At 74.9% G+C, this 14,012-nt stretch carries 13 protein-coding genes; 8 read left to right on the top strand and 5 right to left on the bottom strand.

From position 1 onward, the window contains the following. Positions 1-13 precede the first annotated feature (13 nt). Together JQC91_RS02375 and xrtD are read left to right on the top strand one after the other, a co-directional pair. Positions 14-2,473, top strand: coding sequence for a tetratricopeptide repeat protein (locus JQC91_RS02375; protein ID WP_203285164.1), 2,460 nt, complete (start codon positions 14-16; stop codon positions 2,471-2,473). Beyond that, on the top strand, positions 2,470-4,026 hold the full coding sequence (gene xrtD, locus JQC91_RS02370) for a VPLPA-CTERM-specific exosortase XrtD (RefSeq protein ID WP_203285163.1): 1,557 nt from the start codon (positions 2,470-2,472) through the stop codon (positions 4,024-4,026). Before JQC91_RS02375 ends, xrtD begins: the two co-directional genes overlap by 4 nt. Before the next feature lie 55 nt (positions 4,027-4,081). Here xrtD and JQC91_RS02365 read toward each other — a convergent pair whose 3' ends face one another. Continuing rightward, positions 4,082-5,308 carry a glycosyltransferase family 4 protein gene (locus tag JQC91_RS02365; RefSeq protein ID WP_203285162.1) on the bottom strand — a complete coding sequence of 409 codons (1,227 nt, stop codon included), beginning with the start codon at positions 5,306-5,308 and terminating at the stop codon, positions 4,082-4,084. 162 nt (positions 5,309-5,470) lie between these two features. Between JQC91_RS02365 and pcaC the strand changes: the two genes are divergently transcribed. The 3 genes from pcaC to pcaG are packed head-to-tail and all read left to right on the top strand — an operon-like array spanning position 5,471 to position 7,073. Then, on the top strand, positions 5,471-5,845 hold the full coding sequence (gene pcaC / locus JQC91_RS02360) for a 4-carboxymuconolactone decarboxylase (RefSeq protein WP_203285161.1): 375 nt from the start codon (positions 5,471-5,473) through the stop codon (positions 5,843-5,845). Next, positions 5,842-6,543, top strand: coding sequence for a protocatechuate 3,4-dioxygenase subunit beta (gene pcaH / locus JQC91_RS02355; RefSeq protein WP_203285160.1), 702 nt, complete (start codon positions 5,842-5,844; stop codon positions 6,541-6,543). Before pcaC ends, pcaH begins: the two co-directional genes overlap by 4 nt. Continuing rightward, positions 6,540-7,073: a protocatechuate 3,4-dioxygenase subunit alpha gene (gene pcaG, locus JQC91_RS02350; protein ID WP_203285159.1), complete on the top strand. Its 534-nt coding sequence runs from the start codon at positions 6,540-6,542 to the stop codon at positions 7,071-7,073. The genes pcaH and pcaG overlap by 4 nt, the downstream gene beginning before the upstream one ends. Before the next feature lie 10 nt (positions 7,074-7,083). Here pcaG and JQC91_RS02345 read toward each other — a convergent pair whose 3' ends face one another. From JQC91_RS02345 to hisC, 4 genes are read right to left on the bottom strand one after another with little or no spacing between them, the layout of a single operon-like run. Then, entirely contained in the window at positions 7,084-8,289 is a 1,206-nt protein-coding gene (locus JQC91_RS02345) for a lytic murein transglycosylase (RefSeq protein ID WP_343069887.1), read from the bottom strand. Positions 8,290-8,297: 8 nt separating this feature from the next. Beyond that, positions 8,298-9,182, bottom strand: a complete 885-nt coding sequence (locus JQC91_RS02340) for an extensin family protein (RefSeq protein WP_203285157.1) — start codon at positions 9,180-9,182, stop codon at positions 8,298-8,300. Further along, the gene (locus JQC91_RS02335; RefSeq protein ID WP_203285156.1) at positions 9,179-10,099 is read right to left on the bottom strand and encodes a prephenate/arogenate dehydrogenase family protein; all 921 of its coding nucleotides are present in this window, start codon (positions 10,097-10,099) and stop codon (positions 9,179-9,181) included. Before JQC91_RS02335 ends, JQC91_RS02340 begins: the two co-directional genes overlap by 4 nt. Beyond that, complete coding sequence (gene hisC, locus JQC91_RS02330; RefSeq protein WP_203285155.1) at positions 10,096-11,178, bottom strand: histidinol-phosphate transaminase; 1,083 nt, start codon at positions 11,176-11,178, stop codon at positions 10,096-10,098. The genes JQC91_RS02335 and hisC overlap by 4 nt, the downstream gene beginning before the upstream one ends. Before the next feature lie 174 nt (positions 11,179-11,352). Here hisC and JQC91_RS02325 point away from each other — a divergent pair, with 174 nt between their 5' ends. The 3 genes from JQC91_RS02325 to JQC91_RS02315 are packed head-to-tail and all read left to right on the top strand — an operon-like array spanning position 11,353 to position 13,986. Further along, positions 11,353-12,213, top strand: coding sequence for a helix-turn-helix transcriptional regulator (locus JQC91_RS02325; RefSeq protein ID WP_203285154.1), 861 nt, complete (start codon positions 11,353-11,355; stop codon positions 12,211-12,213). Then, the gene (locus JQC91_RS02320) at positions 12,210-13,007 is read left to right on the top strand and encodes a hypothetical protein (RefSeq protein ID WP_203285153.1); all 798 of its coding nucleotides are present in this window, start codon (positions 12,210-12,212) and stop codon (positions 13,005-13,007) included. Before JQC91_RS02325 ends, JQC91_RS02320 begins: the two co-directional genes overlap by 4 nt. A gap of 10 nt (positions 13,008-13,017) precedes the next feature. Continuing rightward, complete coding sequence (locus JQC91_RS02315; RefSeq protein ID WP_203285152.1) at positions 13,018-13,986, top strand: threonine dehydratase; 969 nt, start codon at positions 13,018-13,020, stop codon at positions 13,984-13,986. Positions 13,987-14,012: the final 26 nt, after the last annotated feature.

The following is a 14,012-nucleotide window of genomic DNA, read 5'->3' as shown; positions in this document are numbered from 1 at the left end:
GGAGGCCCTCCCCATGCGCCGCACCCCCATGAAGGTCGCCCTGCTGGTCTGCGCGGCCGCGCTCCTCGCCGCCTGCAAGTCCCCCGAGGAGAAGGCCGACGTGTTCTTCGTCTCCGGCGTCGAGTTCCTCGCCGCGGGCGACCTGCCCCGCGCCGAGATCGAGCTGAAGAACGCCCTGCGCTGGAACGAGAGCCACCGCGACGCGCGCCGCGCGATGGCCGACCTGCACGTCGCGGCGGGCGACCTCTCGCAGGCCTACGCGGTGATGACCGACTACATCGAGCGCTGGCCCACCGCCGCGGACATCCGCCACCGCCTCGGGGTGCTCGCGCTCCGCGCCGGGGACTGGGGCGAGTTGGAGCGCCATGCGGAGGCCATGCTGAAGTCGTCGCCCCAAGCCCCCGAGGCCGAGGCGATGGAGATCGTCCTGCGCTACCGGCAGGCGCGCCGCAGCGGCGACCGCGAGGCCCGCGCCGCCGCCGCCGCCGAGGCGCGGCGGGCCTCGGAGGTCGATCCCGAGGACGGCCTGATGCTGCGCGTCGTCCTCGACGACATCGTCACCGGGCCGAACCCGTCGTCCGCCCTGCCGATCCTCGACGCCGCGCTCGCGCGCGATCCGCAGGACCGCAAGCTGCAGATGATGCGGATCGGCCTCCTGACCCGGCAGGGCGACGCGCGCGGCGCGGGCGCCCGGCTTATGCAGATGGCGGACCTCTTCCCGGACGACGAGAACGTGCGCGGCCTCGTGGTCGCGTGGCTGCTGCAGCAGGGCGACGTCGACGGGGCCGAGACCTACCTCCGCAGCCTCGCCGCCGCGCGCCCCGGGGATCCCAAGGGCCATCTCGACGTGGTCCGCCTCCTGCGCGGGACGCAGGGCGCGGCGGCCGCCAAGGCCGAGCTGGCGGCGCTCGTCGCCGCCGCCCCGGAGGCGGACCGTCCGATCTACGAGGCGCACGACGCGCTGATCGACTTCGAGGACGGGGACCGCGACGCGGGCCTCGCCAAGGTCCGGGCGGTCGCCGCCTCGATGCCGGACGGGGACCGCCGCGCGCGGGTGCGCGTCCTGCTCGCCGGGATGCTGGAGGAGACCGGCGACCTCGGTGCGGCGAAGGCCGAGATCGACGCCGTGCTCGCCAGCCATCCCGCGCAGGTCGAGGCGCTCAAGATGCGGGGGCGCTGGCTGATGCAGGAGGATCGCGCCTCCGAGGCGATCCTCGTGCTCCGCACCGCGAGCGAGCACGACCCCCGCGATCCGGGCATCTTCGTGCTCCTCGCCGGCGCGCACTTCCTGTCGGGCAACCCCGACCTCGCCGGGGAGCGGCTGGCCGACGCCGTGGACGCGAGCGGCTACGCCCCCGCCGAGTCGCTGCGCTACGTCCGCTACCTGCGCCGGACCAACCGGCCCGACGTGGCCGCCCACGTCCTGCTCTCGGCGCGGGCGCGCAGCCCCGGCTCGCTGGAGGTGGCGACCGCGACCGCCGACCTGTTCCTGCGCCGCGGCGACTGGGCCGCCGCGGCCGGCGTGGCGCGAGACCTGAGCGCGATGGGCACGGCCGAGTCCGCGGAGGCCGCGCTCGCGATCCAGACCAGCATCCTCGCCGCGCAGGACCGCCACGCCGAGGGGGTGGCGCTTCTGAACGACCTCGCGCTGCGGCACGGGGACGACGAGCTGCGCCCGACGCTGGCGATGGCCACCGCGCTGGTGCGGGTCGGGCGGCTCGACCGGGCGCGGCAATACGTGGACACGGCCCTCCTCGAGACGCCGCACGACCGCGACCTGCGCCTCGTCTCGGGCAGCCTGCACGCGCAGGCGGGCGAGCTGGCCGCCGCCGAGGCCGACTATCGCGGCCTCGTCGACACGGACCCCTCCGACGAGAACGCCGTGCGCCTCCTGACGGCGCTCCTGCGCGCGGTCGGGCGCGAGGAGGAGGCGGCCGAGATCCTCGCGCGGGGCCTCGCCGCCGCGCCCGGATCGCGGATGCTGCGGATGGACGAGGCCAGCCGCCTCGAGGCGATCGGGCAGATCGACGACGCCATCGCGCTCACGCAGGCACTGCACGAGGAGGACCGGAGCGATTCGGTGGCGACGAACAACCTCGCCTCGCTCCTCGCGACGTGGCGCACGGACGCGGCCTCGCTCGACCGGGCCGCCGCGCTCGCCGCCCGCCTCGCCGGGCTGGACGCGCCCGCGCTGCGCCACACGCGCGGCTGGGTGGCCTACCGCCAAGGCGCCCTCGACGCGGCGCTGCCCGACCTGCGCGCCGCCGCCGAGGCGCTGCCCGGAGACCCGATCGTGCAGTTCCACCTCGGGATGGCCTACGCGTCGTGGGGGCGGACGGAGGAGGCGGGCCGCCGCTTCGCCGCCGCGGAGGCCCGCGCGACCGAGGCCGAGACCGTCCTGATGGAGCGCGTGCTGCAGGAGGCGCAGGACCGCTGGGCCGCCGAGGCCGATGCGGGCGTGGCCCGACCGTGAGCGACGCGGCGTGGATGCCCCGCGCCCGCGGCGGCGCGGCATGGGCGGCCCCCGCCGCCTTGGCCGCCGCCTTCGCGCTGGCCTTCTGGCCGGGCCTCGTCGCGCTGGGCGGGGCATGGGCCACGCCGGAATACTCCCACGGCCCGCTGATCCCGCTGATCTCGCTCTGGCTCTTCCTGCGCGAGCTGCGCGATCGCCCCGCCCCCGCCGACCCCGCGCCCGACCGGCGGGCGGGGATCGCGCTCCTGCTGGGCGCGCTCGCCCTCGCCGCGCTCGGCCAAGCCGCGCGGATCCCCGACGTGGTCGCCTACGCGACGATCCCGTGGGCCATGGGCCTCGTGCTGATGGCGATGGGCTGGCGCCGAGGGCGGCGGCACTGGGCCTCGGTCCTGCACCTCGCCTTCATGATCCCGCTGCCGCAGGTGCTCTACTGGCAGGCCAGCGTGGGCCTGCAGACCGTGAGCGCCGAGATGGGCGTCTGGATGCTGCGGCTCGTCGGCGTGCCCGTCTGGCTGGAGGGGCACGTCATCGACCTCGGGGTCTGGAAGCTGGAGGTGGCCGAGGCCTGCTCCGGCCTGCGCTACCTCTTCCCGATCCTGTCCTTCTCCTATCTCATGGGCATCGTCTATCGCGGGCCGATGGCGCACCGGCTGCTTCTGGTCGCCGCCGCCGCGCCCTTGGCCGTGGTCCTGAACGCGGCGCGGATCGCGATGATCGGCGTCTTGGTCGACCGCCACGGCATCGAGCGGGCGCAGGGCGCGATGCACTGGATCGAGGGCTGGGTCGTGTTCGGCGCCTGCGTCGGCCTCCTGTGGGGCATGGCCGCGCTCCTGCACCGCACCGTCCCGGCCCGTCGCCGCGCGCCCGAGATGCTCGACCTCGACTGCACGGGCCTCGCCGCCCGCCTCGCCGAAGCGCCCGTGGCGGCCGCCACGCGCGGGGCGCTGGCGGCCGCCGCGCTGACGGCCCTCGTGGCGGTCGCGCTCGCCGCGATGCCGCCGCTAGCCCGGCCGGCGCCGGAGCGGCTCGACTTCGCCGCCTTCCCCTTGCGCCTCGATGGCTGGACCGGGCGCCGCGGCAGCCTCGCGCCCGAGATCGAGCGGGCCTTGGGTGCGACCGACTACCTCGAGGCGACCTACGCCGCCCCCGGAGAGGCCGCGCCCGTCGCGCTCTTCACGGCGTGGTACGCGAGCCAGGTCGACGGGGCGGGGCTGCACTCGCCCGAGGTGTGCCTTCCCGCCGGCGGCTGGGAGATCGCGGGCTTCGAGGAGGTGGACATCGGCTTCCCCGCCAACCGCGCGGTGATCCGCCGGGACGGCGCGGAGCAGCTCGTGCTCTACTGGTTCGAGCAGCGCGGGCGGCGGATGACCGACGATCGGCTGGCGAAGCTCACGGTGCTGCGCGACGCGGTGCTGCGGGGGCGGTCCGACGGGGCGCTGGTGCGGCTGACCACGCCGATCGCGCCGGGCGAGAGCGTGGCCGACGCGCAGACGCGGCTGCGGCGCGTCCTCGCCCCGGCGCTCGCGCGCATGCCGGCGTTCGTCCCCGGCTAGGCCGGCTCGGGCGCGACGCCAGCGCCCGAGCGCTCCCGCCGGGACGGAGGAAGGGTCAGGCCCCCTGCGGAACCTCCGGCACGGGCTTCCCAGCCTTCTCCGCCACGCGGGCATGGGCGGCGAGGAGGTGGGGCACCGAATGCTCCCACGAGAGCCGATCGAGGACGCGGGCGCGGCCCCGCTCGCCCATTGCGCGGGCCGCCTCCGGATGGTCCATCAGCCAAGCGATCTCGCGGGCCAAGGCGGCCGGGTCGTTGTCCTCGGCGTAGCGGGCGGCGTCGCCCGCGCTGGCGCGGCCCTCGGTCAGGTCGAACTGCACGAGGGGCTTGGCCAAGGTCATGAACTCCATCACCTTGTTCATGGTGGAGATGTCGTTCATCGCGTTCTTCGGGTCGCAGGAGACGCCGATGTCCACGGCGTTCAGGGCCGCCAGCATGTCGTCCCCGTAGAGCGCGCCGGTGAAGGTGAACCGGTCCTGCAGGCCGCGCGCGGCGACGTCGGCCTTGACCGCGTCGAGATGCGGGCCGAAGCCCACGATCAGCGCATGGACGTCGCGGCCCTCCGCCACGAGGTGCCCCACCGCCTCGGCCATCAGGTCCAGCCCCTCCTGCTGCCCGATCACGCCGACCCAGCCGAGCATCGTTTCGGCCTTCCGGTAGGACGGGTCGCCCGGCCCCGGCCTGAACACGTCGATCTTGGGCGCCGAGCGGACGACGAACACGTCCTCGTCGCGCATCCCGCCGCGGTCCTTGGCCAGCGCGCGGAACGATTCGTTGGTGGCGATGGAGACGTGCGCGAAGGCGAAGTTGATCCGCTCCAGCACGCACATCAGCTTCCACATCCATCCGGTGCTGCCGAACTTTGCCTCGTAGAGCTCCGGGCAGACGTCGTGGTGGTCGAACACGTAGCGCACCCCCCACGGCCGCCAGCGCAGCGCGAGCAGCCAGACGAGGTCGGGCGGGTTGCAGCCGTGGATCACGTCGAAGCCGCGGTTGCGGTGGACGTGCTTGGCGAGCCGGAACCAGTGGTAGATCGCCGCGCCGTACTCGCGGGCATAGGCGAGCGCGCCGGAATGCGCCTCGGGCGGCATCGGGTGGCGGTGGATGTGGATGCCGTCGATGACCTCGTAGGGAAGATCCCAGCCCCGCCCCATCGGGCAGATGACGGACACCTCGTAGCCCGCCCGCTTGAGCGTCGTCGCCTCCAGCCAGACGCGGCGGTCGAGGGGGACGGGCAGGTTCTCCACGACGAAGAGGACGCTGCGGGGCGTGTCGGGGGTCATGCGCTGCTCCTGCGGCCTCTTGGATGGGCCGGTCGGCGGGCACCTTACGCGCGCGCGCGGCCTCCGGGGGCGCGGGCGCGGCGGGTGCGGGGCGGGTGCGGCCTCCGCGCCACGCTTGCGGGCAGGATCATGGCGGGCCACGCTCGGCTCGGGAGGACGGGAATGGATCGGAGAGAGAAGGGGCACGCGGTGCGCCGGGAGGTCTTGGGCGACGCGCATGTCGACCGCGCGCGGGCCGCCGCCACGCCGGAGGACGCGGCCTTCGCGGACCTGATCGAAACCGGCGCGTGGGGAACCGTCTGGGCCTCCGACGCGATCCCGCGGCGGGAGCGGTCCATGCTCACCCTCGCCCTGCTCGCCGCGACGGGGAACTTCGAGGAGATCCCGATGCACGTCCGCGCCTGCGCGCGCACCGGGGCCACGCGTTCCGACGTGGTGGAGGCGTTCCAGCACGTCGCGATCTACGCGGGCGTGCCCCGTGCCAACCACGCCCTCAAGCTCGCCAAGCGCGTCTGGGCGGAGGAGGACGGCGGATGACCCTCTCCCCCCGCGACCGCACCGTCCATCCGCCCGCGCTGGCGCCCGCCTATCGCTCCACGGCGCTCCGCGCGCCGCGCCATGCGCCGCTCTCGATGCCCTCCGGCCCGGCGGAGGAGACGGGGCCGGTCTTCGGCCACGACCTAATCGGCGGGACGGACGCCGACCTCGTCCACAACTTCTCCGGCGCGCCCGCCTTGGGCGAGCGCATCATCGTGCATGGCCACCTGCGCGACGAGGCCGGGCGCCCCGTCCCCGACGCGCTGGTCGAGGTCTGGCAGGCCAACGCGGGCGGGCGCTACCGCCACGCCAAGGACGGCTACCTCGCGCCGCTCGACCCGAACTTCGGCGGCTGCGGGCGTTGCATGACCGATGCGGAAGGGCGCTACGCCTTCCGCACCATCCGCCCGGGCGCCTACCCGTGGCCCAACGGCGGCAACGACTGGCGACCGGCGCACATCCACTTCAGCCTGTTCGGCCATGCCTTCGGCCAGCGCCTCGTCACCCAGATGTACTTCGAGGGCGACCCCCACGTCGCCCTCTGCCCCATCGTGCAGTCCGTGCCGGACGCGGCCGCCATCGACCGCCTCGTCGCGCGGCTCGACATGGAGGGCACCGTGCCCTTCGACGCGCGGGCCTACCGCTTCGACCTCGTGCTGCGCGGACGCGCCGCGACGCCGTTCGAGGGGCGGGCATGACCGAGACGTCCTCCCAGACCGCGGGTCCCTACCTCCACATCGGCCTGCTTCCGAACGCGTCCGGCCTGCCGATGTACGGTGGCGCGGACGTCGGGTCGGTGATCGCCGGACCGGAGGTGGAGGGCGAGCGGATCGCCGTCCGGGGCCGCGTCCTCGACGGGGAAGGCCAGCCGGCGGCGGACGCGATGGTGGAGGCGTGGCAGGCCGACCCGCAGGGCCGCTTCCCCCCGGACGCCGCGCGGGGGTTCCACGGGTTCGGGCGCTCGGGCTGCGATGCGGACGGGGTGTGGACCTTCCAGACCGTGCGGCCGGGCCCGGTCGGCGGGGCGTCGTTCCTCACCCTCATGATCTTCGCACGGGGGATCGGGCTGGGCCTGCACACGCGGATGTACTGGCCCGGCTCGTCGGACGCCGTGCTCGCCGCCGCCGGCGACCGGGCCGGGACGTTGGTCGCCGAGGCGCGGGACGGCGGGCTCTGGTTCGACATCCGCCTGCAGGGCGAGGGCGAGACGGTGTTCCTCGACGTCTGAGCCGGGACGGTCAGCCGCCGGTCGCCGCGCGCAGCCGCTCCAGCAGGGCGGGCGAGGGATACCCGTCGGGCACCAGCCCCGCGCTCGCCTGCCACCTCCGCGTGGCCTCCAAGGTGAGCGGTCCGACGCGCCCGTCGAGCTTCTGCGGGTCGAACCCCGCGTCGCGCAGGCGGGCCTGCAGCTCCACCCGCTCGTCGAAGGTGAGCGCGCGGTCGTCGGGCCAGCCGCCCCGGAACGGCCCCGCGCCGCGGATGCGGTCGGCGAGATGGCCCACGGCGATCACGTAGGCGTCCGCCGTGTTGTAGCGCTCCAGCACGCGGAAGTTGGGATAGGTCGCCAGCGCCGCGTGGCCCGCGCCGCCGGGGACGCGGATCGACACGCCCTCGCCGGGGGGCAGGGGGCCGTCCACGCCGCGCACGCCCAAGGCCTCCCATTCGGCGGCGGTCTTGGTCGTCGGCTCGCCGGTCAGGAGGTAGTCGAACCCGTCCGGCAGCGTCACCTCCACGCCCCATAGCTGGCCGGGGGTCCAGCCGTGGTGGGCGAGGTAGGCGCCGGTGGACATCAGCGCGTCGTCGGGGTCGTCGGACCAGATGTCCGCGTCGCCGTCGCCGTCGCCGTCGACCGCGTGGTCGAGATAGGCGCGGGGCATGAACTGCGTGTGGCCCATCGCGCCGGCCCACGAACCCCGGAGCGCGGGTCCGCCGTCGTCGAGGATGCGCAGCGCGGCGAGGAGCTGGTCCTCGAAGAAGTCGCGCCGTCGGACGTCGTGGGCGAGGGTGGCCAGCGAGCGGATCGTGTTGTCCGAACCCCGGACCGCGCCGTAGGCGCTTTCCAGCCCCCAGATCGCGGTGACGATGGCCGCGTCCACGCCCGTCTCCCGCTCGACCCGGGCCAGCATGTCGGCATGGCGGGCGAAGGCGCGGCGCCCGTTGGCGAGGCGGGCGTCGGAGACGGCGGTGGTCAGGTAGGCCCAGAGGGTCTTGGTGAACTCGTTCTGGCTGCGGTCGCGGCGGATCACCTCCGGGTCGGGGGTCACGCCGTCGAGCGCGCGGTCGAAGGTGGCGGGCGAGATGCCCTCGGCCAGCGCGCGGGCGCGGAACCCGGCGCGCCACGTGGCGAAGTCCTCGCGCTCGACCGCCGCGGGCCGCTCGGGCGGCACGAAGGAGGCGACCGGCGCCTCGGCCCATGCGGGCCCGGCCGCGAGAAGGAGGAGCACGGCCCATCTCATCGGCAGTAGGCCTGCCCCGACCGCCGCTGGGCCATGTCGAAGTGGAAGTGGTCGCGATGCGCGGCGTTGGCGTTCGGCCCGAGCACCGTCTTGAACGTCCCGCAGGCGGCGCGGTGCACGTTGCGCAGGATCTGGCCGTAGGGGCCGTTCCAACCGTCGATCAGGCGCACGCGCGTCCCGTCGGCCAAGGTGAAGGAGGAGATGTCGATCGCCCGGCCCTTGCCGTGCTCCGACAGCTTGCCCGACCCCGCGATGCGGCGGCACGAGTAGGCCGAGGCCATCTGCATGCCCACCAGCCGGGACCGCTGGCCGAAGGCCGGGATCGCCGCGCCGCGGACCCATGCGTCGAAGGCGCGCGCGGTGTCGCAGTCCATGCGCGCGGGCTGGGACAGCGCCACGCCCGCGACCGAGCGCACCCGCACCGCGCTGGGGATGCCGCAGGCGCCGTTGCCGGGCACCGCGCCGATCGCCTCGCCCACCAGCGTGGGCATGCCGCACAGGCCGCCGCCCGGCACCGACTGCGGCGCCTCGCGCTCGCGGCGGCGGAACGCGTTGCGCATCGCCTCCAAGGGCTTGAACTTCGGCAGGACCGAGCGGCGCACGGTGCCCGCCGCCTCCACCTTGGGCAGGGGGTCGCGCATCTCGGCCAGCATGGCGCGGGTGATCGCGGGCCGCGACGTCGGGCGATAGGTGCCGTCGGGCGTCGTGAAGCGATAGGGCCGCACCGTCGGCCGCATGTCGTCCTCGCCCGGCCGCAGCGCCGCGGCCTCCGCGCGGGCGGCGGCCTCGCGGGCGTAGGGGGTGTCGGGTCGCGGCACGGGCGCCACGGCGGCCTGCGCGCCGGTCGCGCACAGGAGGAGCAGGGTGATCAGTCTCGTCATCGTGTCCCCTTCGCGCCGCCGCGCCCGAAATCCGGCGCGGCGGTGTCCTGTCCCGCCTCGATGATGCCGCGCCGGATGGCGCGGGTGCGGGTGAAGTAGTCGTGGAGCATCTGGCCGTCACCGGTGCGGATGGCGCGCTGCAGAGCGAAGAGCTCCTCGGTGAAACGGCCGAGGATCTCGAGCGTGGCGTCCTTGTTCGTCAGGAACACGTCGCGCCACATGGTCGGGTCGGAGGCCGCGATGCGGGTGAAGTCGCGGAAGCCCGCCGCCGAGTACTTTACCACCTCGGAGTCAGTCACGCGGCGCAGGTCGTCGGCCACGCCGACCATCGTGTAGGCGATGAGGTGCGGGGCGTGGCTGGTGACGGCGCAGACGAGGTCGTGGTGGTCCGGATCCATCGCGTCGACGTTCGCGCCGAGGCCGTTCCAGAGCGCCGTCAGGCGCTCGACTGCGCTCGGGTCGCCGCCTTCGATGGGGGTGATCAGGCACCAGCGATTGTCGAAGAGTTCGGCGAAGCCTGACTCGGGGCCGGAATGCTCGGTTCCCGCCATCGGATGCGCGGGCACGAAATGCACGCCGTCCGGCAGGTGCGGGGCGACCGCCTCGATCACCCGCCGCTTGACGGAGCCGACGTCGGTGACGGTCGCGCCAGGCTTCAGATGGGGTGCGATCTCGCGGGCCACGGCCTCCATCGCGCCGATGGGCGTGGCGATGACGACAAGGTCGGCGCCCTCCACCGCCTCGGCGGCCGTGTCGAACACGTGGTCGACGAGCCCGATCTCGCGCGCCGTCTCCCGCGTCGCGCGCGACCGCGAGGTGCCCACGACCTCGCCCGCCAACCCAGTGCGGCGCATGGCTAGCGACATGGAGCCTGCGATCAGGCCGAGGCCGATCAAGGCGACGCGCTCGTAGATCACGCGGCGGCCTCCTGCGCGGCGCGGAACGACGCGATGCCGTCGAGGACGCGGCGGACGCCCTCCTCGTCGCCCACGGTGATGCGCAGGCCTTCGGGGAAGCCGTAGGCGCGGGGGTGGCGGACGATGACGCCCAAGGACCTGAGGTGGGCGTCGCAGGCGGCGGCCTCGGCCTCGGAGGCGAAGCGGGCGAGCACGAAGTTGGCCTCAGACTGGTCGACCTCAAGACCCAGCCCGACGAGGCCCCGCGTCAGTTCGGAGCGGAGGCGGGCGTTGGTCTCGACCGTCTCGCGCAGGCGGTCGCGGTCGCGGACGGCGGCCTCGGCGGCGGCCAGCGCCACGGTGGAGAGGTTGAACGGCCCCCGGATGCGGTTGAGCACGTCGATCACCGCGCGCGGCCCGTAGGCCCAGCCGACCCGCATCCCGCCCAGCCCGTAGGCCTTGGAGAAGGTGCGGGTGACCACGACGTCGTCGCGGGCCTCGGCCAGCTTGAGGGCGGCGTCCTCGGCATACTCGGCATAGGCCCCGTCGAGCACGAGGAGGCCCGGCAGGCCGTTGGCCAAGCGGTTGATGTCCTGCGCGGAGATCGTGGTGCCCGTGGGGTTGGCGGGGTTCGCCACGAAGGTGAGCGCGGTGGCGTCCGTGGCGCGGTCGAGCAGCGCGGCCACGTCCACGCGGCGCATGGCCTCGGGGGCCTGCACGGGGGTCGCGCCCGCCGCGCGGGCCACGATGGGATACATCAGGAACCCGTGCTCGGTGTGCAGCACCTCGTCGCCGGGGCCGGCGAAGGCTTGGGCGAGGAGGTGGAGGATCTCGTCGGAGCCGACGCCGCAGACGATCCGGTCCGGGTCGAGGTCGTACGTCTCGGCGATGGCCTCCCGCAGGGACCGGTGGTCCGTGGACGGGTAGAGATGCATGTCGGCCGCCGCACGGCGCGCCGCCTCGACGGCGGAAGGGGGCGGGCCGAGGGGGTTCTCGTTGGACGAGAGCTTCACCACGTCCGCGACGCCCGGGACCGAGGAGTCGCCGCCTTGGTAGAGGTCGATCTCCATGATGCCGGGTTGGGGCGTGGGCATCGGCATGGGCGGGGCTCCGGTTGGACGAGCGGGGTCTAGCGGGGGGCGGTGGGGGCCTCAAGCCGGGGGTGGCGGTGGACCGCCGGGCGCCGCGGGCCGGCGGTCCCCGTCCTCGTCGCGCGGAGGAGGGCGGCGATCCCGCCTGTTGCACTATCGTGCATCAACGCTAGCGTGCCCCGCATGGACGGACAGGACGCCCCCGAGACCCTTCTGGCCCGCGTCGGCGAGCGCGTGCGGCGCGCGCGGACCATGCGGGGCCTGCCGCGCCGCGTGCTGTCGGACCGCTCCGGCGTCTCGCCCCGCTACCTCGCGCAGCTGGAGGCCGGGGAGGGCAACGTGTCCATCGCGCTCCTCGACCGGGTGGCGGCGGCCTTGGACCATCCCATCGAATGGTTCGTCACCCCCGCCGACCCCGCCGCCGAGGACGACCTCGCGCGCATGGCGGCGCTGTGGCGGGACGCGGCGCCCGACGCGCGGGCGCGGGCGCTCGACCTTCTCTCGGCGGACCGCGCCGGGCGGCGCGCGGGGCGGGTGGCGCTGGTCGGGCTCCGGGGCGCGGGCAAGTCGACGCTGGGGGCCGCTTTGGCCGAGCGGCTGGACGTGCCGTTCGTGGAGTTGAACGCCGTGATCGCGGCGGACGCGGGCATGGCTGCGGGGGAGATCATCGCGCTCTACGGGCAGGAGGGCTATCGCCGCTTGGAGGCGGCGGCCTTGGAGGAGGTGGCGGGCGCGCATGCGCGCGTCGTGCTCGCCGTCGGCGGGGGCATCGTGGCGGAGGCGGACACCTACGCGACCCTGCTGGGCCGCTTCCACACCGTGTGGCTGCGCGCCGCGCCCGAGGAGCACATGGCCCGCGTGCGCGCGCAGGGGGACGAGCGGCCCATGGCGGGGAACCCGGCGGCGATGGAGCAGCTGCGCTCGATCCTCACCTCGCGCGAGGCGCTCTACGCGCGGGCGGGGCGCGTGCTCGACACCTCGGGCAAGGCGGTCGGGGATTCGCTGGCGGAACTGGAGGCGGTGGCCGGGGACCTGCTCGGGTGATCGTCCGAGGCGGCGCGGGCGCGCCCTTCGCCGCGCGGCTAGCCGAGGCGGGCGGGGCCGTCGTGCTGGTCGAGCCGGACCCCCACGACGCGGTCCGGCTGCGCGACGGGTTCGCGCGGGCAGGGCTGGGCGTGGAGGTCGCCGCGACGGCGCCGTCGGGCCGGTCGGTCGGGTTCGACGGCACGGGGGAGGTCGACGCGCGGGTGCCGTGGCGGGGCGGGCCGTCCCTGCACCTCGCGGGCGCGGTCCTCGAGACGACGGCGGACGTGCCGGAGGCGACCGCCTTGGCCCGGCGCCTCGGCGTCGCGCATGTCGTCACCCGCGCGGGGCCGGTGTCGTGGCGGCTGACCCGCGCGCTCCGGGGCGAGGTGGACCGGCTGCTGCTCGACGGCGCGATGGTGGCCGAGGTGGACGAGGCCTTGGAGGCCGCGGGGATGGCGGAGGGGCCGCTCGTGGCCGAGGACCGGGCCGGGGTCGCCTTGCCCGCGGGCGCGGACTGGCCCGTCACGGCGCGGCTGGTGGTGGAGGGCAAGCTGGGCCGGGCGCTGGGCGCGGGATGGTACCGGTATCCTGGCGGGGGCGGCGCGGTGGAGGATCCGATCGTGGACGACCTGATCCTCGAGGAGGCGCGGTTCGCCGGCGTGGCGCGCCGCGAGGTGGAGGCCGACGAGATCGTCGCGCGGGCGCGCGCGGCCCTGCATGCGGAGGTCGCGGAGGTCGTGGCCGAGGGCATCGCATCCGAGGCGGATGCGCGCCGGGTGCAGGCCCTCGCGCTGGGGCTGCCGCCGGGCTAGCGTCGCGGCCATGTTCACCGAATCCGAACTCGCCGACGCCGCGCGGCTCGTCCACGCCCACGTCCCGCCCTCGCCCCAGCTGCGCTGGCCGCTCCTCTCCGAGGCCGTCGGCGCGGACGTCATTGTCAAGCACGAGAACCACCTGCCGACCGGGGCCTTCAAGGTGCGGGGCGGGGTGACCTTCGTGGACTGGCTCCGGCGGGCGCACCCCGAGGTGCCGGGGCTCATCACCGCGACGCGGGGCAACCACGGGCAGAGCCAAGCGCGGGCGGCCAAGGCGGCGGGGCTGCGGCCCGTGGTCTACGTGCCCGAAGGCAACTCGCCGGAGAAGAACGACGCGATGCGCGCGTGGGGCGCGGAGCTGCACGTGCATGGCGCGGATTTCGACGTCGCGCGCGAGGAGGCGATGCGGGTGGGCGCCGCCGAGGGCCTGTTCCCCGTCCCGCCGTTCCACGAGGAACTGGTGCGGGGCGTGGCGACCTACGCCTACGAGTTGCTGTCGGCCCATCCGGAGATCGAGGCGCTCTACGTGCCCATCGGATGCGGATCGGGCATCTGCGGCTGCATCTCGGCGCGGGACGCGCTGGGGCACCGGGCCGAGATCGTGGGCGTGGTGTCGGAGAACGCGGCGGGCGCGAAGCTGTCGGTCGAACGGGGCGATCTGGTCGAGACGAACTCGGCCGCGACCTTCGCCGACGGGATGGCCGTGCGGATGCCGGTGCGGGAAGCGTTCGACATCTACCGCGCGGGAGCCGCGCGCATCCTGTCGGTATCGGACGCCGAGGTAGCGGAGGCCATCCGCCTGTTCTGGACCGGCACGCACAACGCCGCCGAGGGGGCGGGGGCCGCGCCCTTGGCCGGGCTGATGCAGGAGCGGGACCGGATGGCGGGCCGCACGGTCGCGGTGATCCTGTGCGGCGGCAACATCGATGCGGGCAAGTTCGCCACGGTGCTGGGCGGGGGCGTCCCCGCGCCCTGACCGGGGCGGTCGTCATGTCGATGCGG

The sequence above is a fragment of the Jannaschia sp. Os4 genome, from assembly GCF_016820245.1.
In the GTDB taxonomy this organism is placed as follows: domain Bacteria; phylum Pseudomonadota; class Alphaproteobacteria; order Rhodobacterales; family Rhodobacteraceae; genus Jannaschia.
The sequence above is the reverse complement of the archived record's forward strand: the minus strand, read 5'-3'. Positions and strand labels throughout refer to the sequence as shown.

What these genes read in the sequence shown, in the direction of transcription:
- JQC91_RS02375 (WP_203285164.1), top strand. Translation starts at nt 14, where the DNA reads ATGCGCCGCACCCCCATGAAGGTCGCCCTGCTGGTCTGCGCGGCCGCG.
- JQC91_RS02365 (WP_203285162.1), bottom strand. Translation starts at nt 5,308, where the DNA reads ATGACCCCCGACACGCCCCGCAGCGTCCTCTTCGTCGTGGAGAACCTG.
- pcaC (WP_203285161.1), top strand. Translation starts at nt 5,471, where the DNA reads ATGGATCGGAGAGAGAAGGGGCACGCGGTGCGCCGGGAGGTCTTGGGC.
- pcaH (WP_203285160.1), top strand. Translation starts at nt 5,842, where the DNA reads ATGACCCTCTCCCCCCGCGACCGCACCGTCCATCCGCCCGCGCTGGCG.
- pcaG (WP_203285159.1), top strand. Translation starts at nt 6,540, where the DNA reads ATGACCGAGACGTCCTCCCAGACCGCGGGTCCCTACCTCCACATCGGC.
- JQC91_RS02340 (WP_203285157.1), bottom strand. Translation starts at nt 9,182, where the DNA reads ATGACGAGACTGATCACCCTGCTCCTCCTGTGCGCGACCGGCGCGCAG.
- hisC (WP_203285155.1), bottom strand. Translation starts at nt 11,178, where the DNA reads ATGCCGATGCCCACGCCCCAACCCGGCATCATGGAGATCGACCTCTAC.
- JQC91_RS02325 (WP_203285154.1), top strand. Translation starts at nt 11,353, where the DNA reads ATGGACGGACAGGACGCCCCCGAGACCCTTCTGGCCCGCGTCGGCGAG.
- JQC91_RS02315 (WP_203285152.1), top strand. Translation starts at nt 13,018, where the DNA reads ATGTTCACCGAATCCGAACTCGCCGACGCCGCGCGGCTCGTCCACGCC.